Annotated in this window: 19 protein-coding genes and 2 tRNA genes; 8 read left to right on the forward strand and 13 right to left on the reverse strand. The window is 64.6% G+C overall.

All coding sequences use genetic code 11. From position 1 onward, the window contains the following. Nucleotides 1-2 precede the first annotated feature (2 nt). A complete protein-coding gene (locus AC1C2R_RS08275) occupies nt 3-794 on the reverse strand; it encodes a class E sortase (protein ID WP_495379625.1) in 792 nt (263 codons plus the stop codon). 70 nt (nt 795-864) lie between these two features. Here AC1C2R_RS08275 and AC1C2R_RS08280 point away from each other — a divergent pair, with 70 nt between their 5' ends. After that, nucleotides 865-1,104: a cell division protein CrgA gene (locus AC1C2R_RS08280; protein WP_495352007.1), complete on the forward strand. Its 240-nt coding sequence runs from the start codon at nt 865-867 to the stop codon at nt 1,102-1,104. Between the two features lie 215 nt (nt 1,105-1,319). On the opposite strand, the gene AC1C2R_RS08285 is transcribed toward AC1C2R_RS08280, so the two are convergent. Continuing rightward, nucleotides 1,320-2,177, reverse strand: coding sequence for a rhomboid family intramembrane serine protease (locus tag AC1C2R_RS08285; protein ID WP_495352008.1), 858 nt, complete (start codon nt 2,175-2,177; stop codon nt 1,320-1,322). 7 nt (nt 2,178-2,184) lie between these two features. Continuing rightward, entirely contained in the window at nt 2,185-2,724 is a 540-nt protein-coding gene (locus tag AC1C2R_RS08290) for a peptidylprolyl isomerase (RefSeq protein WP_495352009.1), read from the reverse strand. A 119-nt stretch (nt 2,725-2,843) separates the two neighbouring features. Between AC1C2R_RS08290 and AC1C2R_RS08295 the strand changes: the two genes are divergently transcribed. Continuing rightward, complete coding sequence (locus tag AC1C2R_RS08295; RefSeq protein WP_495352010.1) at nt 2,844-3,362, forward strand: hypothetical protein; 519 nt, start codon at nt 2,844-2,846, stop codon at nt 3,360-3,362. Between the two features lie 646 nt (nt 3,363-4,008). Continuing rightward, complete coding sequence (locus AC1C2R_RS08300) at nt 4,009-4,260, forward strand: hypothetical protein (RefSeq protein WP_495352011.1); 252 nt, start codon at nt 4,009-4,011, stop codon at nt 4,258-4,260. Nucleotides 4,261-4,433: 173 nt separating this feature from the next. On the opposite strand, the gene AC1C2R_RS08305 is transcribed toward AC1C2R_RS08300, so the two are convergent. After that, nucleotides 4,434-4,883, reverse strand: coding sequence for an NUDIX hydrolase (locus tag AC1C2R_RS08305; RefSeq protein ID WP_495352012.1), 450 nt, complete (start codon nt 4,881-4,883; stop codon nt 4,434-4,436). 82 nt (nt 4,884-4,965) lie between these two features. On the opposite strand from AC1C2R_RS08305, the gene AC1C2R_RS08310 reads away from it, so the two are divergent. After that, nucleotides 4,966-5,364, forward strand: a complete 399-nt coding sequence (locus AC1C2R_RS08310) for a hypothetical protein (protein ID WP_495379626.1) — start codon at nt 4,966-4,968, stop codon at nt 5,362-5,364. Nucleotides 5,365-5,418: 54 nt separating this feature from the next. On the opposite strand, the gene AC1C2R_RS08315 is transcribed toward AC1C2R_RS08310, so the two are convergent. The 9 genes from AC1C2R_RS08315 to dnaA all read right to left on the reverse strand — a co-directional run bounded on the left by AC1C2R_RS08315 (nt 5,419) and on the right by dnaA (nt 16,038). After that, a tRNA-Ala gene (locus AC1C2R_RS08315) sits at nt 5,419-5,491 on the reverse strand. A gap of 97 nt (nt 5,492-5,588) precedes the next feature. After that, a tRNA-Ile gene (locus AC1C2R_RS08320) sits at nt 5,589-5,662 on the reverse strand. A 143-nt stretch (nt 5,663-5,805) separates the two neighbouring features. Next, nucleotides 5,806-6,210: a DUF3566 domain-containing protein gene (locus AC1C2R_RS08325; RefSeq protein ID WP_495352014.1), complete on the reverse strand. Its 405-nt coding sequence runs from the start codon at nt 6,208-6,210 to the stop codon at nt 5,806-5,808. A gap of 6 nt (nt 6,211-6,216) precedes the next feature. Further along, nucleotides 6,217-8,829: a DNA gyrase subunit A gene (gyrA, locus tag AC1C2R_RS08330; protein ID WP_495352015.1), complete on the reverse strand. Its 2,613-nt coding sequence runs from the start codon at nt 8,827-8,829 to the stop codon at nt 6,217-6,219. A 93-nt stretch (nt 8,830-8,922) separates the two neighbouring features. Further along, nucleotides 8,923-10,941: a DNA topoisomerase (ATP-hydrolyzing) subunit B gene (gyrB, locus tag AC1C2R_RS08335; RefSeq protein WP_495352016.1), complete on the reverse strand. Its 2,019-nt coding sequence runs from the start codon at nt 10,939-10,941 to the stop codon at nt 8,923-8,925. Between the two features lie 123 nt (nt 10,942-11,064). Next, nucleotides 11,065-11,544, reverse strand: coding sequence for a DciA family protein (locus tag AC1C2R_RS08340; RefSeq protein WP_495352017.1), 480 nt, complete (start codon nt 11,542-11,544; stop codon nt 11,065-11,067). After that, nucleotides 11,537-12,721 (reverse strand): DNA replication/repair protein RecF, encoded by a 1,185-nt coding sequence (gene recF, locus AC1C2R_RS08345; protein WP_495379627.1) that lies wholly within the window; start codon nt 12,719-12,721, stop codon nt 11,537-11,539. Before recF ends, AC1C2R_RS08340 begins: the two co-directional genes overlap by 8 nt. A 162-nt stretch (nt 12,722-12,883) precedes the next feature. Further along, the gene (dnaN, locus tag AC1C2R_RS08350; protein WP_495379628.1) at nt 12,884-14,032 is read right to left on the reverse strand and encodes a DNA polymerase III subunit beta; all 1,149 of its coding nucleotides are present in this window, start codon (nt 14,030-14,032) and stop codon (nt 12,884-12,886) included. Nucleotides 14,033-14,619: 587 nt separating this feature from the next. After that, the gene (gene dnaA / locus AC1C2R_RS08355) at nt 14,620-16,038 is read right to left on the reverse strand and encodes a chromosomal replication initiator protein DnaA (RefSeq protein ID WP_495352020.1); all 1,419 of its coding nucleotides are present in this window, start codon (nt 16,036-16,038) and stop codon (nt 14,620-14,622) included. Between the two features lie 427 nt (nt 16,039-16,465). Here dnaA and rpmH point away from each other — a divergent pair, with 427 nt between their 5' ends. The 4 genes from rpmH to yidC are packed head-to-tail and all read left to right on the forward strand — an operon-like array spanning nt 16,466 to nt 18,386. Continuing rightward, a complete protein-coding gene (rpmH, locus tag AC1C2R_RS08360; protein WP_022892375.1) occupies nt 16,466-16,603 on the forward strand; it encodes a 50S ribosomal protein L34 in 138 nt (45 codons plus the stop codon). A gap of 7 nt (nt 16,604-16,610) precedes the next feature. Then, nucleotides 16,611-16,982 carry a ribonuclease P protein component gene (gene rnpA, locus AC1C2R_RS08365; RefSeq protein WP_495352021.1) on the forward strand — a complete coding sequence of 124 codons (372 nt, stop codon included), beginning with the start codon at nt 16,611-16,613 and terminating at the stop codon, nt 16,980-16,982. Nucleotide 16,983: 1 nt separating this feature from the next. Further along, entirely contained in the window at nt 16,984-17,427 is a 444-nt protein-coding gene (gene yidD, locus AC1C2R_RS08370; protein WP_495379629.1) for a membrane protein insertion efficiency factor YidD, read from the forward strand. 8 nt (nt 17,428-17,435) lie between these two features. After that, entirely contained in the window at nt 17,436-18,386 is a 951-nt protein-coding gene (gene yidC, locus AC1C2R_RS08375; protein ID WP_495352023.1) for a membrane protein insertase YidC, read from the forward strand. Nucleotide 18,387 lies beyond the last annotated feature (1 nt).

Here is an 18,387-nt window from a genome sequence, read left to right on the forward strand (position 1 = left end):
TCTCAGCTCCCCCAGGTTGCGACGATCGGTGCGATCTCGGCGGGGGCGCCCGCCGAGATCGGTTGCCAGGACTCGAGCACGCCGTAGGCGATGATGCGCTCCGCGGTCGAGAACAGCGGGTTGCAGCTCGTGAGCGTGACGAGGCGATCGGTCGGCGCGAGGTCGGGGTGGTGCGGCACCGGGGCAAGCACGTCGACCGTCTCGGGGGTCACATACTCGAAGTCTCGGAACCGGTAGGTGAACCAGCCGTCTTTCGTCTGAATGTAGATCGCGTCGCCCAATTGCAGCTGTTCGATCTCGTGCATGCCGCCGCCGTAGGCACTGCGGTGCGACGCGATCGCGAAATTGCCGACCTCGCCGGGCATCTGCGTCTGCGGGTAGTGGCCGACGCCGAGGTCGAAGCTGTTGAGCACATCGAGCCCGTAGCCCTGGGCGATACTGCGCTGGGAGTCTTCGCCGAACCGCGGCACGTACATGACCGCGAACGCCTCGCCATTGCCGTACTCCGTCGTGTCGACGACGGGGTCGCCGTAGTCGGCCGGAGCAGGAGGCGGCGTTCCGCCCTGTGCAGCGAGGGCCTCTTTCAGCCATTCGGCGCTCTGAGCGGATGCCGCGGACGACTGTTGTCCGGCCATGATCGCGTCGTTCCACCACAGCTGCCAGCCGAGGAAGAGGAGGATCAGTACGCCGCCCGTGAGCAGCAGTTCGCCGAACACGCCGACGACGCTCACCCGGTGTCGCTGGCCGCCCGACGGGCGGCGCGCACGCCGGGCATCGGGTGGCGACTCGGACATAGGGCCGATTCTAGCCCGCGCGAACGTGAACCGAATGTGCGAGGGCCTCCGGCTCGGCTAGAATCACCCCATGGCACGTACGAAATCCCCGAAGCCCGCGCGCGCTGAACCGGCCAGCGGCGAAGAGGCTCCGAACCCGGTGTGGTTCAAGCCCGTCATGTTCGGCTTCATGCTCGTTGGGCTCGCGTGGATCATCGTGTTCTACGTGAGCCAGGGCCGCTTCCCCATCGCCGACCTCGGCTCGTGGAATATCCTCATCGGCTTCGGCATCGCCTTCGTCGGCTTCCTGATGACCACCCGCTGGCGCTAGCGGCGCACACACCACTTCAACGACCGAGAGAGGGGCGGATGCTGCGGCATCCGCCCCTCTGTCGTGCTCGGCGGACCTGATCGTCGAGCCTCGCCCCGCACAGTTATCCACAGGTGCGGATATCTCTCGATGCTCGCGTCCCCCGAAATGCCGACAATTACACGCGTGTAACTCTCCCCAGCTGTGGAGAGAGCTGTGGATAACTTCGCACGGTGTCAGACGATCGGCAAGACGAAGTACCGCAGGCTCAGCAGCACCAAAACCACGGCGACCGCGACGAGCAGCCAGACCTGCAGCGTCTGCTGCGATCGCTTGCGTGTCTCGAGGAGGATGAACCCGACGAGTGCTCCGCCGATGAGCCCGCCGAGGTGGGCCTGCCAGGCGATGTTGAAGCTCGGGACGAACCCGATGACGAGGTTGATGCCGAGCAGCACGAACAACTGGATCGTCTGGCCGCCGAGGCGACGCTGGATCACGAGGTACGCGCCCATCAACCCGAAGATGGCACCGGATGCCCCGACGACGCTCGTGTTCGGATCCGACAACCAGATCACGCCGACCGAACCCGCGAGTCCCGACAGCAGGTAGAGGGCGAGGAAGCGCCAGCGCCCGAGCAGCCCTTCGAGCAGCCGTCCGAAGATCCACAACGTGTACATGTTGAGCACCACGTGGAAGATCAGTGCGGTCGAGTGCACGAACACCGTCGTCAGCAGCCGCCACGGTTGGAACGCGATGTCGCTCATCGCAAGCGGCGTGAAGTAGAGCCAGTTCGTCACACCGAGACCCGGAATCAGCTGGAGGACGAACACCGCCAGCGTGATTCCGATGAGGGAATACGTCACGACGGGGGCGCCGCGGTCAGCCGCCGAACGCACGCGAGTGAGCATCGCCGGCTTCGTGCGCGGCGCCGTCGCGCGCTGCTCGCGCATGCACTCGGGGCAGATCACGCCGACGGCCGCCTGCGTCTGGCACTCGGGACAGATCGTGCGCCCGCACCGCTGGCACAGGATGTAGCTCTGGCGATCGGGATGCCGATAACAGAAGTTCGCCCGATCAGGCCCCGATTCGCTCACTCGAGTGTCAGACCTGCTCGACGGTGATGCTCTCGATGACGATGTCTTCGAGGGGCTTGTCGCGGCCATCGGTGGCGACGGCGCCGAGCCGGTCGATGACGGCCTGGCTCGCGGAATCGGTCACCTTGCCGAAGATGGAGTGCTTGCCCTGCAGCCATGTCGTGGGGCCGGTGGTGATGAAGAACTGCGAGCCGTTGGTGCCGTGCCCCATCTGGATGCCGGCGTTCGCCATGGCGAGCACGTAGGGCTCGGTGAAGTCGAGCTCCGAGTTGATCTCGTCATCGAACTGGTAACCCGGGCCGCCGACGCCCTGACCGAGCGGGTCGCCGCCCTGGATCATGAAGCCGGGGATGATGCGGTGGAAGATGACCCCGTCATAGAGGGGGGTAGTGGACTTCACACCGGTGGCGGGGTGCGTCCATTCGATCTCGCCCGTGGCGAGGCCGACGAAGTTCTTGACCGTCTTCGGGGCGTGGTCGCCGTAGAGGTCGACCTTGATCGGGCCGTGATTAGTGTTGAGTGTCGCGACTGCGGTGGGAATCGGCATCCTCTTATTCTGGCATGGGTGGATTCGTCAAGCGGTATGCCGTATTCGGACTCCCACCCCGCTTCCAGCTGTTTCGGTGGCAAGATGGAGTGGTTCGCTGCACAACGATGGAGGTCGACATGAGCCTGTCACGCAAGCGCCGGAAGGAACTCAAGCGACTGCAGAGCACCGCTGGGGATCTCTGGGAGAACCAGCAGCACGTGCTCGAGCATGCAAATGCCGTCGCGCGAGAGGCCAGCCGTCAACTCGGTCACCTCACGCGTGAAGAGGTCGTGCCGCGGGTCCGAACCGGGTACGAGAGTTACGTCCGACCTGGCGTCCAGCAGGCGGGTCGTGTCGCGCGTACTGCCAGCGACACCGTCGAGCGCAGCGTGGGCAACGCGCTCGGTTCCGTGCTCTCCATCGGCGACATCGCCAACGACGCACGCGTACGCCGCGCCATCGAGCGGGTGTCGCCTCGTGCCGCAGCCGTCGTGAAGCAGAAGAAAGGCCCCGGAGTGGGCACCTATCTCGCGATCGGAGCCGGCATCGTCGCCGCGGCCGGCGTCGCCTACGCCGTCTGGCAGACGTTCCGTGCCGACGACGAGCTCTGGGTCGCCGACGATGAGCCGACGCCCGGCGCCCCCGCCGACGACTGATCCCACACGCAAGACCACCGATGGCCCCGCCTGATCCAGGCGGGGCCATCGTCGTTCCAGGCGGGCCCGATCTCGGTGCTGACCCTGATTTCCGAAGTTTCTGGGAATTCATCTTGCGGTCGACGTGAATATCCCGCTAGTGTCCATAAGCGGTGCGCATCGCACCTGAGCAGCAGAGGAGTTGATACCCATGATGAAGCACATCTTCACGCCAGCATTTACTGCGGCCAACACGGGAGTCCTCCTCGCGCGTCGAGCGGGCTAACGGTTCGCTCCGGCGGCACGCGCAATAGCGCCTGACCGCCATCTGCGCCCCTCGCGCGTGACCACTGCGGCAAGCAGGGTCGTCCGACGGCGACATTGTCGTCTTCGTCACCTCACCGTGACGAGCGGATGCCCCGGAGTACGCCACCGTCAGATCGCGACCGCCGGCCATCGGAGACTTCGGCATCTCGACGCTCCGTGACGGCCAACCGCCCGATCACACCTCGCGACGAGCCGTCAGCCCTGCCCTCGACGCCCTGACGAGGATCCCATGCTCGGATGCTGCCGATCACGGGATCCGATCGTGGGCCGACGAGCCGCCCGTGAAACACACCAGCACCATCGCTCCACGCCCAACACCAACACACCAGAAGGAATCACTGTGAATACGAGTACTCTCACCGCCGGCCGAAGCCCCCAGGGCCAGACCGTCATCCTTCGTGCAGACGCACGGCAGCTCCGCGAACGGCTCGCACGCCGTTTGGGCCTCGCCCTCATCGCATGGGGTCGTCGCCAAGACGCGAAGCGGAGCTACACGGCGCTCTCCGAGCGTCGCCGCAACGAACAGATCGCGAACCGGCTTCGGGACGCCGAGTTCCAGCGGATCGCGCTCCTCGCGCTGCCGATGGTCTGATCATCATGGAGAGCTTCACCAGCACCAGCACGCATGCCTGGCCCCCACAGGTCGATGTCATCGCCAGCGCGACGGCATCGACCTCGGGGAGCTCGGCACCGCGCGTCCGTGTCGCGAACGGTTCGGCCAGTCACGGTCGGAAGGTCGGCGACACGGCCGCGCGGTCAGTGCATTCAGCCGCCGACGGGCGGCGGCACACCGTCGACCGGCTCGGCCGCATTCAAGCGAAGTGCGATGTCGAGCAGGCTCACTCGCTTGAGCTTCGGCACCTCGTCGAGCGGGAACCATCGGGCCTCGTCGCTCGAACCCCCCACCTCATTCCGCAACTCCCCGCCGACGACGCTCGCCCGGTACACGACGCGCATGGCATAGAGCGGCGAGGCGCCCGTGTGGCGCTTCGACGCCGGAACGACCATCGTGTCGATGCCGAGCAGTCGGTCGATGGATGCCTCGTAGCCGGTCTCTTCCCGGATTTCGCGCCGCGCGGCCACCACAGGATGCTCAGCGCCCTCGATTCCCCCGCCTGGAAGGGTCCATCCCGATCGCCCGTGCTCGTTCCAATGCGAAAGCAGGATTCGGTCGTCGTGAATGATGACCCCGTACGCAGCGATGCGGATGTCCATTCGGACACTGTAGCGGGAGCATCGACGGCCATGTCCGCCGAGGGCTATGGTCGAGGCATCCCGCGAGGCGAAGGAGCAGCACATGGCCGATGACACGAACGTGATCGCGGCTTCGGCCGAGGTCGAGCGGTTCCTCGCCCGGCTCCCACCAGATCAGGGCGGCCCGCTCGGGCGGCTGTGCGAGGGAATCCGTGGTGTCGCCCCCGCGGGCACCGTCGAGAACATCAAGTGGAACGGTCCCAATTACGCACTCGACGGCGCCGACCGCGTCACGCTCGGCATCGACCCGCGCGGCAAGTTGCGGGTGGTGATGCACCGCGGTGTGAAGCTCGTCGATGCCGACGGCTTCAGCTTCGATGACGACACCGGGCTCGTGCGCTGGGCTGCTGCCGATCGCGGCGTCATCACGCTCGATCCGGGCGAACTCGACGAGAGGCTCGAGGCGATCGTGGGATTGGTCGAGCGCTGGCTGCACTTGTGAAGCACAGGCGCGAACTCGAGGTGTCGAGTTCGCGAACCCGATGTGCGGAAACTGTGGAGCCTAGGAGAATCGAACTCCTGACATCCTGCTTGCAAAGCAGGCGCTCTACCAACTGAGCTAAGGCCCCGGGCCGAATGCCGAGGCATCCGGATGTTCATATGGAGTTGTTCACGGGCGTTGAATTGTTGCCGGTCTCAATTGTTGCCGGTGTCAATTGTTCACAGTGGGGATACGAGGACTTGAACCTCGGACCTCTTCGTTATCAGCGAAGCGCTCTAACCGCCTGAGCTATATCCCCGAATTTCGGCCGAAGGAAAGACTACCGGACGTTCTGGCAATCTCCGAATCGGTCGAATCTCGTCGGTGATATCTCGATTCGGCGGCCCGGAAGGGGCCGCCCCTCGATCTGACTCGGCCGAACGCTCACGCGTTCGGCGCGAGTCAGTTGTTCGTGAAACCGACGAGAATTCCGCCCGTGATCCTGACGCTCAGGTTGTAGAGCACCGCGAGGATCGCGCCGAGCGCGGTGGTCACCACGAGGTTCAGCAGCGCCGCCACGACGGCGAAGCCCATGACATTGCCGAGCGAGAGCACCGAGGTGAGATCGCCACCGGCACCGGCCACGTCTTTCACGAGTTCGTTGAGCTTCTCGAAGATGCCGGTCGAGCTCAGCACAGTGTGGATCAGGAACATGGCGACGATGCTGACCACCGCGAGACACACGGCGACGAGGAACGACAGCTTCACCGCCGACCAGAAGTCGATGTAGACGAGCCGAAGGCGCACCTGCTTGGCAGGGGTCTTACGGTTCGATTTGCGGGCCAGCTTCTCGGCGACGCTACTCATGTACGGCTACTCCTCTCGCGCGGGCTCGGCCGCTTCGGACTCTGCGGTCTCCTCCACGAGATTCCGTTCGGAATTCTTCGCGATGGCGATGATCTTGTCGTCGTCCGCGAACTTCGCGAACACGACGCCCATCGTGTCCCTGCCCTTGGCGGGAACCTCGGCGACGTCAGAGCGTACCACCTTGCCGCTGGCAAGAACCACAAGCACCTCGTCGTCGTCGCCGACCATCAGGGCGCCGGCGAGGTCGCCGCGATCGTCGTTCAACTTGGCCACCTTGATGCCGAGCCCCCCACGATTCTGCAGGCGGTACTGGTCGACGGCGGTGCGCTTCGCGTAACCGCCTTCGGTGACGACGAAGACGTACCTCGCCTCATGGTCGCCGTCGGCGCCTGAGCCTGTCGGGGCGGACTCGCCCCCTTCGACGAGCTCAGGGAGCACCGCGCCGGCGTGCTCTGAGCCGGCCACGACGGATGCCTCGAGCAACTGGTCGCCCGCGCGGAACGACATGCCCTTCACACCCGAGGTCGACCGCCCCATGGGCCGGAGCGCCTCATCCGTCGCCTCGAAGCGCAGGGACATGCCCTTCTTCGAGACGAGGAGGATCTCGTCGTGCTCGTCGGCGAGCATCGCCGAGACGAGCTCGTCATCGTCGCGCAGGTTGATCGCGATGACGCCACGCGAGCGATTGGTGTCGTACGCGGTGAGGTCGGTCTTCTTCACCAGGCCGTCGCGAGTGGCGAGCACGAGATATTGGGCCACCCCGTAGTCGCGGATGTCGAGAATCTCGGCGATCTGCTCGTCGGGTTGCATCTCGAGCAGGTTCGCGACGTGCTGGCCCTTCGCATCACGGCCGGCCTCTTGGATCTCGTACGCCTTTGCCCGGTACACCCGGCCCTTGTTCGTGAAGAACAACAACCAGTGGTGCGTCGTGGTCACGAAGAAGTGCTCGACGACGTCGTCTGCGCGGAGCTGCGCGCCCTTGACGCCCTTGCCACCGCGGTGCTGCGAGCGGTAGTTGTCGCTGCGCGTGCGCTTGACGTAGCCGCCGCGGGTGACGGTGACGACCATCTCCTCTTCGGGGATCAGGTCTTCGACCGACATGTCGCCGTCGAAGCCCGGCATGATGTGCGTGCGCCGGTCGTCGCCGTACTTCGCGACGATCTCTGCCAGCTCTTCCGAGATGATCGTGCGCTGACGTTCGGGCGACGCGAGGATCGACTCGTAGTCCGCGATCAGTTCGGCGAGCTCGGCTGCCTCGTCCATGATCTTCTGCCGCTCGAGTGCGGCCAGGCGGCGCAGCTGCATCTCGAGGATGGCACGCGCCTGGAGCTCGTCGATCTCGAGCAGCTCTATGAGACCGTCGCGGGCCTCTTCAACCGTCGGCGAGCGGCGGATGAGCGCGATGACCTCGTCGAGGGCATCAAGGGCCTTGAGGTACGCACGCAGGATGTGCATGCGAGCCTCGGCTTCACGCAGCAGGTACTGCGTGCGTCGCACGATGACCTCGATCTGGTGGTCGACCCAGTGCGCGATGAACCCGTCGATCGAGAGCGTGCGCGGTATGCCGTCGACGATCGCGAGCATGTTCGCGCCGAAATTCTCTTGCAGCGGCGTGTGCTTGTAGAGGTTGTTCAGCACGACCTTCGCGACCGCGTCGCGCTTCAGCACGATCACGAGTCGCTGGCCGGTGCGGCCTGAGGTCTCATCCCGGATGTCGGCGATGCCTCCGACCTTGCCGTCTTTCACGAGGTCGGCGATCTTGATCGCGAGGTTGTCGGGGTTCACCTGGTACGGCAGCTCGGTGATGACGAGGCAGGTGCGGCCCTGCAGTTCTTCGACCGAGACGACCGCGCGCATCGTGATCGAGCCGCGGCCCGTGCGGTAGGCGTCGTTGATGCCCTTGACGCCGAGGATCTGTGCGCCCGTCGGGAAGTCGGGGCCTTTGATGCGCTGGATCAGCGCCTCTTGCAGCTCTTCGCGCGATGCTTCGGGGTGCTCGAGGTACCACTGGGCACCGGATGCCACTTCGCGCAGGTTGTGCGGCGGGATGTTCGTGGCCATGCCGACCGCGATGCCGACCGAGCCGTTGACGAGGAGGTTCGGGAACCGGGCGGGCAGGATCGACGGCTCTTGCGTACGGCCGTCGTAGTTGTCTTGGAAGTCGACGGTGTCCTTCTCGATGTCTCGCACCATCTCGAGCGCGAGCGGAGCCATCTTCGTCTCGGTGTACCGGGGAGCGGCCGCGCCGTCGTTGCCGGGCGAACCGAAGTTGCCCTGCCCGAGTGCGAGCGGGTACCGCAGGCTCCACGGTTGCACGAGGCGCACGAGTGCGTCGTAGATCGCAGTGTCACCGTGGGGGTGGAACTGACCCATGACGTCGCCGACGACGCGCGCGCACTTCGAGAACGCCTTGTCGGGGCGGTAGCCGCCGTCGTACATCGCGTAGATGACGCGGCGGTGCACGGGCTTGAGCCCGTCGCGCACGTCGGGCAGCGCTCGTCCGACGATCACACTCATCGCATAGTCGAGGTAGGAACGCTGCATCTCGAGCTGCAGGTCGACCTGGTCGATCCTGCCGTGGATGCCGGGGCCGTCGGTATTCTCGTCTGCGTCTGTCATCTGCTTCTCTTCTTCGCCTGTCCGCTCCCTGAGCCTGTCGAAGGGAGTCTTGCCGTTGTCCGTTCCCTTCGACGAGCTCAGGGAACGAGACCACTAGATATCAAGGAACCTGACGTCTTTCGCGTTCTTCTGGATGAAGTTGCGCCGGCTCTCGACGTCTTCGCCCATCAGTGTGGAGAAGATCTCGTCAGCGGCAGCAGCGTCGTCCATGGTGACCTGCAGCAGAGTGCGGGTCTCGGGGTTCATCGTCGTCTCCCACAGCTCTTGGTGGTTCATCTCACCGAGACCCTTGTAGCGCTGCACCCCGTTGTCTTTGGGGATTCGCTTGCCGGCCGCTGCGCCCGCAGTGAGCAGGGCGTCGCGCTCCTTGTCGGAGTAGACGTACTCGTCATCGGAGTTCGTCCACTTGAGGCGGTAGAGCGGGGGTTGGGCGAGGTACACGTAGCCGAGCTCGATGAGCGGGCGCATGTACCGGAACAGCAGCGTGAGCAGCAGTGTGGTGATGTGCTGGCCATCGACGTCGGCGTCGGCCATGAGCACGATCTTGTGGTACCTGGCCTTCTCGGTGTTGAAGTCTTCACCGATACCGGCGCCGAACGCCGTGATCATGGCCTGCACCTCGTTGTTGGCGAGCGCCCGGTCGAGGCGTGCCTTCTCGACGTTCAGGATCTTGCCGCGCAACGGCAGGATCGCCTGCGTCTCGGGGTTGCGGCCCTGCACGGCGGAGCCGCCGGCCGAGTCGCCCTCGACGATGAAGATCTCGGAGACCGACGGGTCTTTCGACGAGCAGTCCTTCAACTTGCCCGGCATGCCACCCGACTCGAGCAGGCCCTTGCGACGAGTCGCCTCGCGCGCTTTGCGGGCAGCGAGGCGCGCAGTGGCCGCCTGAATCGCCTTGCGAATGATGTCGCGGGCTTGCGTTGGGTTGCGCTCGAACCAGTCGCCGAGCTGGTCTGAGGTGACCTTCTGCACGAACGACTTCACTTCGGTGTTGCCGAGCTTCGTCTTCGTCTGGCCCTCGAACTGCGGCTCCGCCAGCTTCACCGAGATGACCGCGGTGAGGCCTTCGCGCACATCGTCGCCGGAGAGGTTGTCGTCTTTCTCCTTGATGATGCCCTTCTCGCGGGCGTACTTGTTCACGAGCGTCGTGAGCGCCGCGCGGAAGCCCTCTTCATGGGTGCCGCCCTCGTGCGTGTTGATCGTGTTCGCGTACGTGTGCACCGATTCGGTATACGCGGTCGTCCACTGCATCGCGACTTCGAGTGCGATCTTGCGCTCGGTGTCCTCCGTTTCGAAGGAGATGATCTCGTCGTTCACGACGTCGGACTTCTTCGAGCGGTTCAGGTACTCGACGTAGTCGACGAGGCCTCGCTCGTAGAGGAAGGTGTCAGTGCGAGGGCCGGGAGCCGCGTCATCCGCTTCGCTCTCGGCCGTGTCTTCTGGATCGATCTCGACGTGCCCGCTGCGCTCGTCGGTGAGGGTGATTCGCAGGCCCTTGTTGAGAAAGGCCATCTGCTGGAATCGGGCGCGCAGCGTCTCGTAGTCGAACTCGACGGTCTCGAAGATGTCGGGGTTCGGCCAGAACGTCGTCGTCGTGCCGGTTTCGTCGCTCGGCTCGTCTTTCGAGAGCGGGGCGTCGGGTACGCCGATCGTGAACGACTGACGCCACACGTGTTCCTGGCGGCGCACCTCGACGTCGAACTTGGACGAGAGCGCATTGACCACGGATGCCCCGACGCCGTGCAGCCCGCCGGAGACGGCGTAACCGCCACCACCGAACTTGCCGCCGGCGTGCAGCACGGTGTGCACGACCTCGACCGTCGAACGGCCTTCGCTCTTGTGGATGTCGACCGGGATGCCTCGGCCGTCGTCGATGACACGCACGCCGCCGTCGGGCAGGATCGTCACGTCGATCGTGGTGGCATAGCCCGCAAGCGCTTCGTCGACCGAGTTGTCGACGATCTCGGAGACGAGATGGTGCAGGCCTCGTGGGCCCGTCGAGCCGATGTACATACCCGGCCGCTTGCGAACCGCTTCGAGGCCCTCGAGTACTTGGATCTCATCAGCACCGTATGCCGGTGTCTGCTGGGCCTTCGTCGGTTCCGCTGTCATGTGTGAATCGGGCTCCTGACCGTCATTCTGGCGACTCTCGATCCTATCAAACGGAGGGTCGACACAAGCCCTGAAGCGCCGATCTGGGGCGACATCAGGTCGGAAGTGACCGAATTTGCCTGCCTAACCGTAAGTATCGCGCGGACCGCGCCCTGGAACCGATCTGGGGCCCCTTTTCCAGGTGGGGGCATCCGGCCCTTGGAACCGGATCGTCTCGACGGCCGCTCCGGGGAATCTCGTCGTGATCTCGGTGATCAGTTGCGTGCGCATCATGCGCAACTGCGTCGCCCACGCGGTCGATTCGCAGCGCACCTGGAGAACTCCGCCCTCGATCGCGATGGGCTCGGAGTGACGTGCCGTCTCTTCGCCGGCGATCTCGGCCCAAGAGGCGAGCACGTCGTGCTGCGAGAGCGGTCCGTTCCAACCGAGCTGGGTGCTCAGCGAGTCGATCGTGTCGGCGAGCGGCTTCGGGTCGCGGCCGGGGGTGAACGGCTCGCTCCCGGAGGTCTCGCGAGTGCGCACCTTGCCCGCGCGACCGCTGCGGGTTCGTTCGCCGCCGAAGATCTCGCGGAAATGCTGGTAGACGCGTGCGGCCTCAGACATCGGCGGCCTCGCTCTCGCTCTCGCTCTCGCTCTCGACGATGCGGCCCGCCTCGATGTGCACGACGCGGGCGGTGAGCGGCGCCGGCACGTCTTCGAGCACCGCTGCCGTCACGAGCACTTGTTCGAAGCCCGAGATGGCGGTGGCGAGACGTTCGCGCCGCAAGCGGTCGAGCTCGGCGAAGACGTCGTCGAGCACGAGCACCGGGTCGCCCGTCATGGAGTCGCGGCGTAAGAGCTCGGCCGAGGCGAGTCGCAGGGCGAGCGCGAACGACCACGACTCGCCGTGGCTGGCGTACCCCTTCGCGGGCAGGCCGTTGAGAAGAAGCACGATGTCATCGCGGTGCGGACCGACGAGGGTGACGCCTCGCTCGAGCTCTTTCGGTCGAAGCACGCGCAGTGCCTCGGCGAATCGCTCGCTCGTGCCCGATGTCGAATCGAGAGGCGCAGCGGATGCATCGTGCTCATCGTCGGGGTCGGCACCGTCGATCGAGAGCGATGGGGTCATGCCCGGCGCGTGGTCGGCGTCGACGATCGCGCGGTAGGACGCTGCGAGCGGTTCGCGGAGCTCGGCGACGAGCGCGAGCCGCTGGTCGATGAGCTCCGAACCAAGTGTGACGAGACGTTCATCCCAGATGTCGAGTGTCGTCAGCTTGTCGACGGCGAGCCCTCTGGCCCGCGCGCTCTTCAACAAGGAATTGCGTTGCTTCAGCACTCGCTCGTAGTCGGCCATCACGCCGGCGAGCCGCGGTGTGCGCTGTACGAGCAGCTCGTCGAGCAAGCGCCGGCGAACGGAAGGCTCGCCCCGAACGATGGCCAGGTCTTCGGGAGCGAAGAGCACGCTGTGCACATAGCGCGGCAACTCACGCGTCTTCACCGGGGAACGATTCAATTGGGCGCGGTTGGCGCCCTGGCGATTCAGTTGCAGCTCGATGAGCAACTCGCGATCGCCGTGCGTGAGCAACGCGCGCACGATCGCGGCGTCGGCGCCCGCCCTGATCAGCGCCTGGTCGCCGGATACGCGGTGCGAGGTGAGCGTGGCGAGGTAGCCGATCGCTTCGACGAGGTTGGTCTTGCCCTGTCCGTTGCGCCCGACGAGCACTGTCGCACCCGGGCCGAGATCGAGTTCTGCACGCTCGTAGTTGCGATAGTCGGTCAGGGAGAGCCGGGCGACGTGCACGCTGGCTCCCTTCGACTGCGCGGCATCCGAATGCCTCATGGCCTCGGAATCGCAATTCACCACGCTACCCCGCACCGCCGACGTGGAGCACTTCGGTCGAGTAGCGAGCGAAGCGACCGTCTCGAGACCCCGCTTCGTCGCTATTCGACCAGCGTCGGTGTATCAGCGCAGCAGCAGGTTCGGCTGCAGCAGGTAGCGGTAGCTGTCGGCGCCGGCCTGCTCGCGCGAGGACTGGCTCGTGATGAGCACCGGGCCCGGCTTGTTCGGGTTCTCGGTCTTCGTGAACGAGACGCGGACGAACTCGGAATGCACAGCGCCGAGGCCGTCGAGCAGGAACTGGGGCTTCAGCGAGACCACGGTGTCGTCACCGGTGAGAATCGCGTCGATCGACTCCGAAGCCTGGGCCTGCTCGCTGCCGATCGCCTCGAGTGTGAGCCCGTCGGCCGTGAAGCTGTACCGCAAGGCGGCCTCGCGTTCGAGTACCAATGCCACACGGCGGGTCGCCTCGATGAGCTCGGCCGTGTTCACGACCGCGTAGTTGTCGACCGTCTCGGGGAACAGTCGTCGCACCGGCGGGAAGTTGCCCTTGATGAGCAATGACGTGACCGTCTTCCTGTCGGCACTGAAGGCGATGAGTTCGCGATCGTCGCGGCTCGTGATCGAGACCGAGATCGTGCCGGAGTGGCCGAACGTCTTGCCCACCTCTTGCAGGGTGCGGGCGGGCACCAGCGCGGTGACCGTCTCTTCACTGGCGACGGAACCGCCGTCCCAGTCGAGTTGACGAACTGCAACGCGGTAGCGGTCGGTCGCGACGAGGCTGAGATTGTTCTCGCGCACCTCGAGCTGCACGCCCGTGATCACGGGCGTGACGTCGTCGCGCGAAGCGGCGACCGCCACCTGTGCGACGGCCGCGGCGAACTCCTCTGCCGGTACGACACCCGACGGGGGCCCGATCTCGGGAATCGAAGGATATTCCTCGACCGGCATCGATAGCAGTGTGAAGCTCGCGGAGCCGCAGCTGACCGAGATTCGACTCTCTTCTGTTGCGACACGCACGGGAGCGTTCGGGAGGCGGCCGGCTATCTCGGCGAGCAGGCGCCCCGAGACGAGCACTGTGCCGGGCTCTTCGACGTCTGCCTGGATCTCCGTCTGAGAGGAAACCTCGTAGTCGAAGGACGAGAGCACGAGGCCGTCGGCATTCGCCTGGATCAGCACGCCCGACAGGATCGGCAACGTGGTGCGCTGGGGCAGCAGTTTGACGGCGAAGGAAACGGCCTCACTGAAGACGTCGCGGTTGACCTGGAACTTCACGGTTCTCCCGTCGTGGATGTCGCTGGGTGGCTCCCATGTTATCCGCAGAATTCAGCTCTCCGCGGGCGAATCGATGCCGACTGTGCGCTGCCCCGCCGATGCTCGACGCTCGCCGATTTCGAAGGTTGTGGGAATCCCCCCTTAAACACTTAACTCTTAACAGTGTTAACCGCTGTGGAAACTGTGGATGGTGTGCAGAGACCTGCGGAACGACGCCGATCGCGCGGCATCCGATCTGTGCACAGTGTGTGGGTTCGTGAGCGGATGCCTCGTCATGACGTCGATCGCATGACACTGTTCTGCACAGGCAGGCACCCTGTCTCAACAGGCTTCATGCGGTTCTTCGCGAACAATCCACAGGTTCTCCACAACTGTGGGAATCGCCTGGAATGGTCGTGCACGGTCGCTGCAGACCCGCCCGCGTTGGTCGAGAAGGCGCGCCAATGACGTATCGAGACCCGCCTCCGGTGTTGGTCGAGAAGGCGCGCAAATGACGTATCGAGACTTTGCGACAGGTCTCGATACGCTCCTTCGTCGCTACTCGACCAACGCTCCTTCGTCGCTACTCGACCAACGGTTGCTGACGCTCAGCGGTAGCGGCTGACCTGCTTGATGCGGGCGGTGAGCTCGGTCACCTGGTTGTAGATGGAGCGGCGCTCCTTCATGAGTTCCGAGATCTTCTTGTTCGCGTACATGACCGTCGTGTGATCGCGATTGCCGAACAACTGGCCGATCTTCGGCAGCGACAGGCTCGTGAGCTCACGGCAGAGGTACATCGCGATCTGGCGTGCGGTCGCCACGGCCTGCGACCGGCTCGAACCGTAGAGGTCGTCGACGGTCAACTTGAAGTAGTCGGCGGTCGCCGTGATGATGTCGACCGGGGAGACGACGTTGTCCGAGTCATCCGTGATGAGGTCTTTCAAGACCGTCTGCACGAGGGGCATGTCGACCGCCGTGCGATTGAGGCTCGCGAACGCTGTGACGCGAATGAGGGTGCCCTCGAGCTCACGGATGTTACTCGAGACCTTCGACGCCATGTACTCGAGGATGTCGTCGGGCACCTGGAGTCGTTCGGACTGCGCCTTCTTGCGGAGAATGGCGATGCGGGTCTCGAGGTCGGGCGCCTGCACGTCGGTGATCAGGCCCCACTCGAAGCGGCTCCGCATGCGGTCTTCGAAGCCCGTCAGGTGTTTCGGCGGCACATCACTCGTGATCACGACCTGCTTGTTGTGATCGTGCAGGGTGTTGAAGGTGTGGAAGAACGCCTCCTGCGTCTCCGCCTTGCCCTGCAGGAACTGGATGTCGTCGATCAGCAGGATGTCGATGTTGCGATAGCGCTGCTGGAAGAGCGATCCGCGGTTGTTGGCGATCGAGTTGATGAAGTCGTTCGTGAACTCCTCGGAACTCACATACCGCACGCGAATGCCCGGGTACAGGCTCATCGCATAGTGCCCGATGGCATGCAGGAGGTGGGTCTTGCCCAGGCCGGAGTCGCCGTAGATGAACAGCGGATTGTACGCCTTGGCCGGGGCTTCCGCGACCGCGACCGCGGCGGCGTGGGCGAAGCGATTGGACTGCCCGATGACGAAACTTTCGAAGGCGTACTTCGGGTTCAGGCGAGTGTCTCGTGACGAGACCGGGCTGGTGTTCTCGAAGACCGACTGGGGGGAGGCGGGCATCTCGACCGGATCGAGCTCGTCGATGAACGGAGACTGGGGCTCTGGAGCCCGCGCCTCCTCGAGCTCGGGGTTCACGACGACGTAGAACGAGGTCACCGGCGACGGCGCCTCGACCACGCTCATCGCGGAGAGCAACGACACCCGCATGCGCTGGTTCAGCATTGTCGCCGTGAAGTCGTTCGGAACTTCCAGATAGAAGGTGCCGGCCGCGATGCCCTTCGGCTCGACGAGATTGAGGAAGCCCTGCAGCATCGGAGTGATCGCGTCGTCGTCTGACAGCCGATCGAGGATCGTCGCCCAAGTATCCGTGATGGGCTGTTCTGTCATGGTTCCCCGCAATCAGTCCGGTGCCGTCGTCTGCCGCTCATCGATCCCCCGATCGACGGAGCAAGCGGCGCGAGGCGAAGTGTTCACTGGGTTATCCACGCCCTGTGGGGAGAATTCGGAAGAAGCCCGAGATTCCGCGCACCAAGCTGGGGATAACTGGTGTCAAACGCTATCCAATGAACCCGTTCCCGACAAATGCCGATTGGGGGATTCGACGTCGTGGGCGTGTCATTCCACAGGCGATCCTGAGGTTCGGGCGATACTGTCTCTTTTGCACTATGCCGGGTTGAACTCTGTTCGGTTTGACCCCGAGGCCTCGAGGCCGTAGTTTTAATCAGTTGACCCCAGCCCATCAGGGCACCTATTTTTCCCGCCTTCGCGCTGTTCAGCGGTCCCGGCGAGGAGATCCGAACGCCGGAGAAGAAGAATGAGCAAGCGTACTTTCCAGCCGAACAACCGTCGTCGCGCCAAGAAGCACGGCTTCCGCCTTCGCATGCGCACCCGCGCCGGCCGCGCCATCCTGTCGGCTCGCCGCGGCAAGGGTCGCACCGAACTCTCGGCCTAGTACTTCGGTGCTTGCCAAAGCCAATCGCATCACGAGCGCCGACGACTATCGAGTCATCGTGCGCCGGGGTGCGAAGGTGGCCGGTGCCCACACCGTGAGTTATGTGCGCTCACGGGAGTCGGGCGCTGATGCACGGTTCGGCTTCATCGTCTCGAAGAAGGTGGGCTCCGCCGTTCGACGCAATCTCGTGCGTCGGCGCTTGAAGGCCGTGTGCCATGAGGCGCTCGGCGATGGTATCTACGACGTCGATGTGGTCGTACGAGCGCTGCCGTCGGCCGCCGCCGCCGACTGGAATGAGATCCGCGCCGAGGTGCTGAGTGCACTTCAACGCCGGCGCACGCGCGCCTCAGCAACCCCATCGCAGGAGAAGGGCGAATAGCGTGAAGAACGCCGCCCTGTTCGTCGGGCTCATCCCCCGCAATCTCGGGGTGCTCGTCATTCGCGGCTATCGCGCAGCCATTTCCCCGCTGTACGGCGATGTCTGCCGCTACTATCCGTCTTGCTCGTCCTACGGACTCGGTTCCGTGCAACAGCGCGGCCTTCTCCTCGGCTCGGCGCTGACGGCCTGGCGCATCCTCCGCTGCAACCCGTGGACTGCCGGCGGCATCGACGACGTCAAGGCCGCACGCCACTCGCGCTACCGGGTGACCCCGTTCGGTTGGGTGGTTCCGGCCGGCATGGGGCAGACGGACGCATCTCTGCCGATGCGTACTGGCTCGGTTCACCACGATCACCCGAACCACGATCACTCTCATCGCGACGACTTGCACCGCGACGACGCGGAGCTCTTGCTCTCCTCCCCCACCTTGTCCCGGAAGGACTGACTCACTACATGGACATCATCAGCATTGTCCTCTGGCCCATCAAATGGGTCATCGAGCTGATCCTCGTCGCGTTCCACTCGATGTGGGACTTCCTCGGCCTCGATCCCAACGCAGGTGGCACCTGGATCCTCTCGATCGTCGGCCTGGTGATCGTCGTTCGTGCGGCGTTGATCCCGATCTTCGTCCGGCAGATCAAGAGCCAGCGCCGCATGCTCGAGGTCGCGCCGCAACTCAAGAAGATCCAAGACAAGTACAAGGGCAAGAAGGACCAGTTCTCCCGCGAGGCCATGTCGCGCGAGACCATGGAACTCTACAAGAAGACGGGCACCAACCCGCTCTCATCGTGCCTGCCGCTCCTGCTGCAGATGCCGATCTTCTTCGGACTCTTCTCGGTGCTGAACGACGCCCAGCATGACAAGGCCGGCGTCGGCGTGTTCACCCAGCAACTCGCGAACTCGTTCGCGAACTCAGAGTTCCTCGGTGCCCCGTTGAAAGGCACGTTCATCGGCGCGATGAACGGAGAGTACCCCTGGCAGGTCATGGCCATCGCGGCCACGATGATCGTGCTGATGACGGCTTCGCAGTTCATCACCCAGCTGCAGATCGTCTCGAAGAACATGTCGCCCGAGACCAAGGCGAGCCCGATGTTCCGCCAGCAGCGCATCATGCTGTACCTGCTCCCCCTCGTGTTCGCGTTCTCCGGTGTCGCCTTCCCCATCGGCGTCATGTTCTACTGGCTCGTCTCGAACTTCTGGACCATGGGTCAGCAGTTCGTGGTCATCAGGAACATGCCGACGCCGGGCAGTGAAGCCGCGAAGGCCCGTGAAGAGCGGCTCGCTCGCAAGGGCAAGCTCGTCGTCGATGAGAAGACCGAGACCGCGATCGAGTTGCAGGAACCGAAGAAGACACAGCGCCAGCAGCCCGTGAGCAAGTCTCGCTCGAAGAAGCAGGGGAAGTAGA

This window comes from Agromyces sp. Y182 (genome assembly GCF_059445385.1).

Bases quoted from the DNA above. Each gene is read 5' to 3' on its own strand.
- AC1C2R_RS08275 (WP_495379625.1), bottom strand. From the start codon at position 794: ATGTCCGAGTCGCCACCCGATGCCCGGCGTGCGCGCCGCCCGTCGGGC.
- AC1C2R_RS08280 (WP_495352007.1), top strand. From the start codon at position 865: ATGGCACGTACGAAATCCCCGAAGCCCGCGCGCGCTGAACCGGCCAGC.
- AC1C2R_RS08290 (WP_495352009.1), bottom strand. From the start codon at position 2,724: ATGCCGATTCCCACCGCAGTCGCGACACTCAACACTAATCACGGCCCG.
- AC1C2R_RS08295 (WP_495352010.1), top strand. From the start codon at position 2,844: ATGAGCCTGTCACGCAAGCGCCGGAAGGAACTCAAGCGACTGCAGAGC.
- AC1C2R_RS08305 (WP_495352012.1), bottom strand. From the start codon at position 4,883: ATGGACATCCGCATCGCTGCGTACGGGGTCATCATTCACGACGACCGA.
- AC1C2R_RS08310 (WP_495379626.1), top strand. From the start codon at position 4,966: ATGGCCGATGACACGAACGTGATCGCGGCTTCGGCCGAGGTCGAGCGG.
- AC1C2R_RS08325 (WP_495352014.1), bottom strand. From the start codon at position 6,210: ATGAGTAGCGTCGCCGAGAAGCTGGCCCGCAAATCGAACCGTAAGACC.
- gyrA (WP_495352015.1), bottom strand. From the start codon at position 8,829: ATGACAGACGCAGACGAGAATACCGACGGCCCCGGCATCCACGGCAGG.
- gyrB (WP_495352016.1), bottom strand. From the start codon at position 10,941: ATGACAGCGGAACCGACGAAGGCCCAGCAGACACCGGCATACGGTGCT.
- AC1C2R_RS08340 (WP_495352017.1), bottom strand. From the start codon at position 11,544: ATGTCTGAGGCCGCACGCGTCTACCAGCATTTCCGCGAGATCTTCGGC.
- dnaA (WP_495352020.1), bottom strand. From the start codon at position 16,038: ATGACAGAACAGCCCATCACGGATACTTGGGCGACGATCCTCGATCGG.
- rpmH (WP_022892375.1), top strand. From the start codon at position 16,466: ATGAGCAAGCGTACTTTCCAGCCGAACAACCGTCGTCGCGCCAAGAAG.
- yidC (WP_495352023.1), top strand. From the start codon at position 17,436: ATGGACATCATCAGCATTGTCCTCTGGCCCATCAAATGGGTCATCGAG.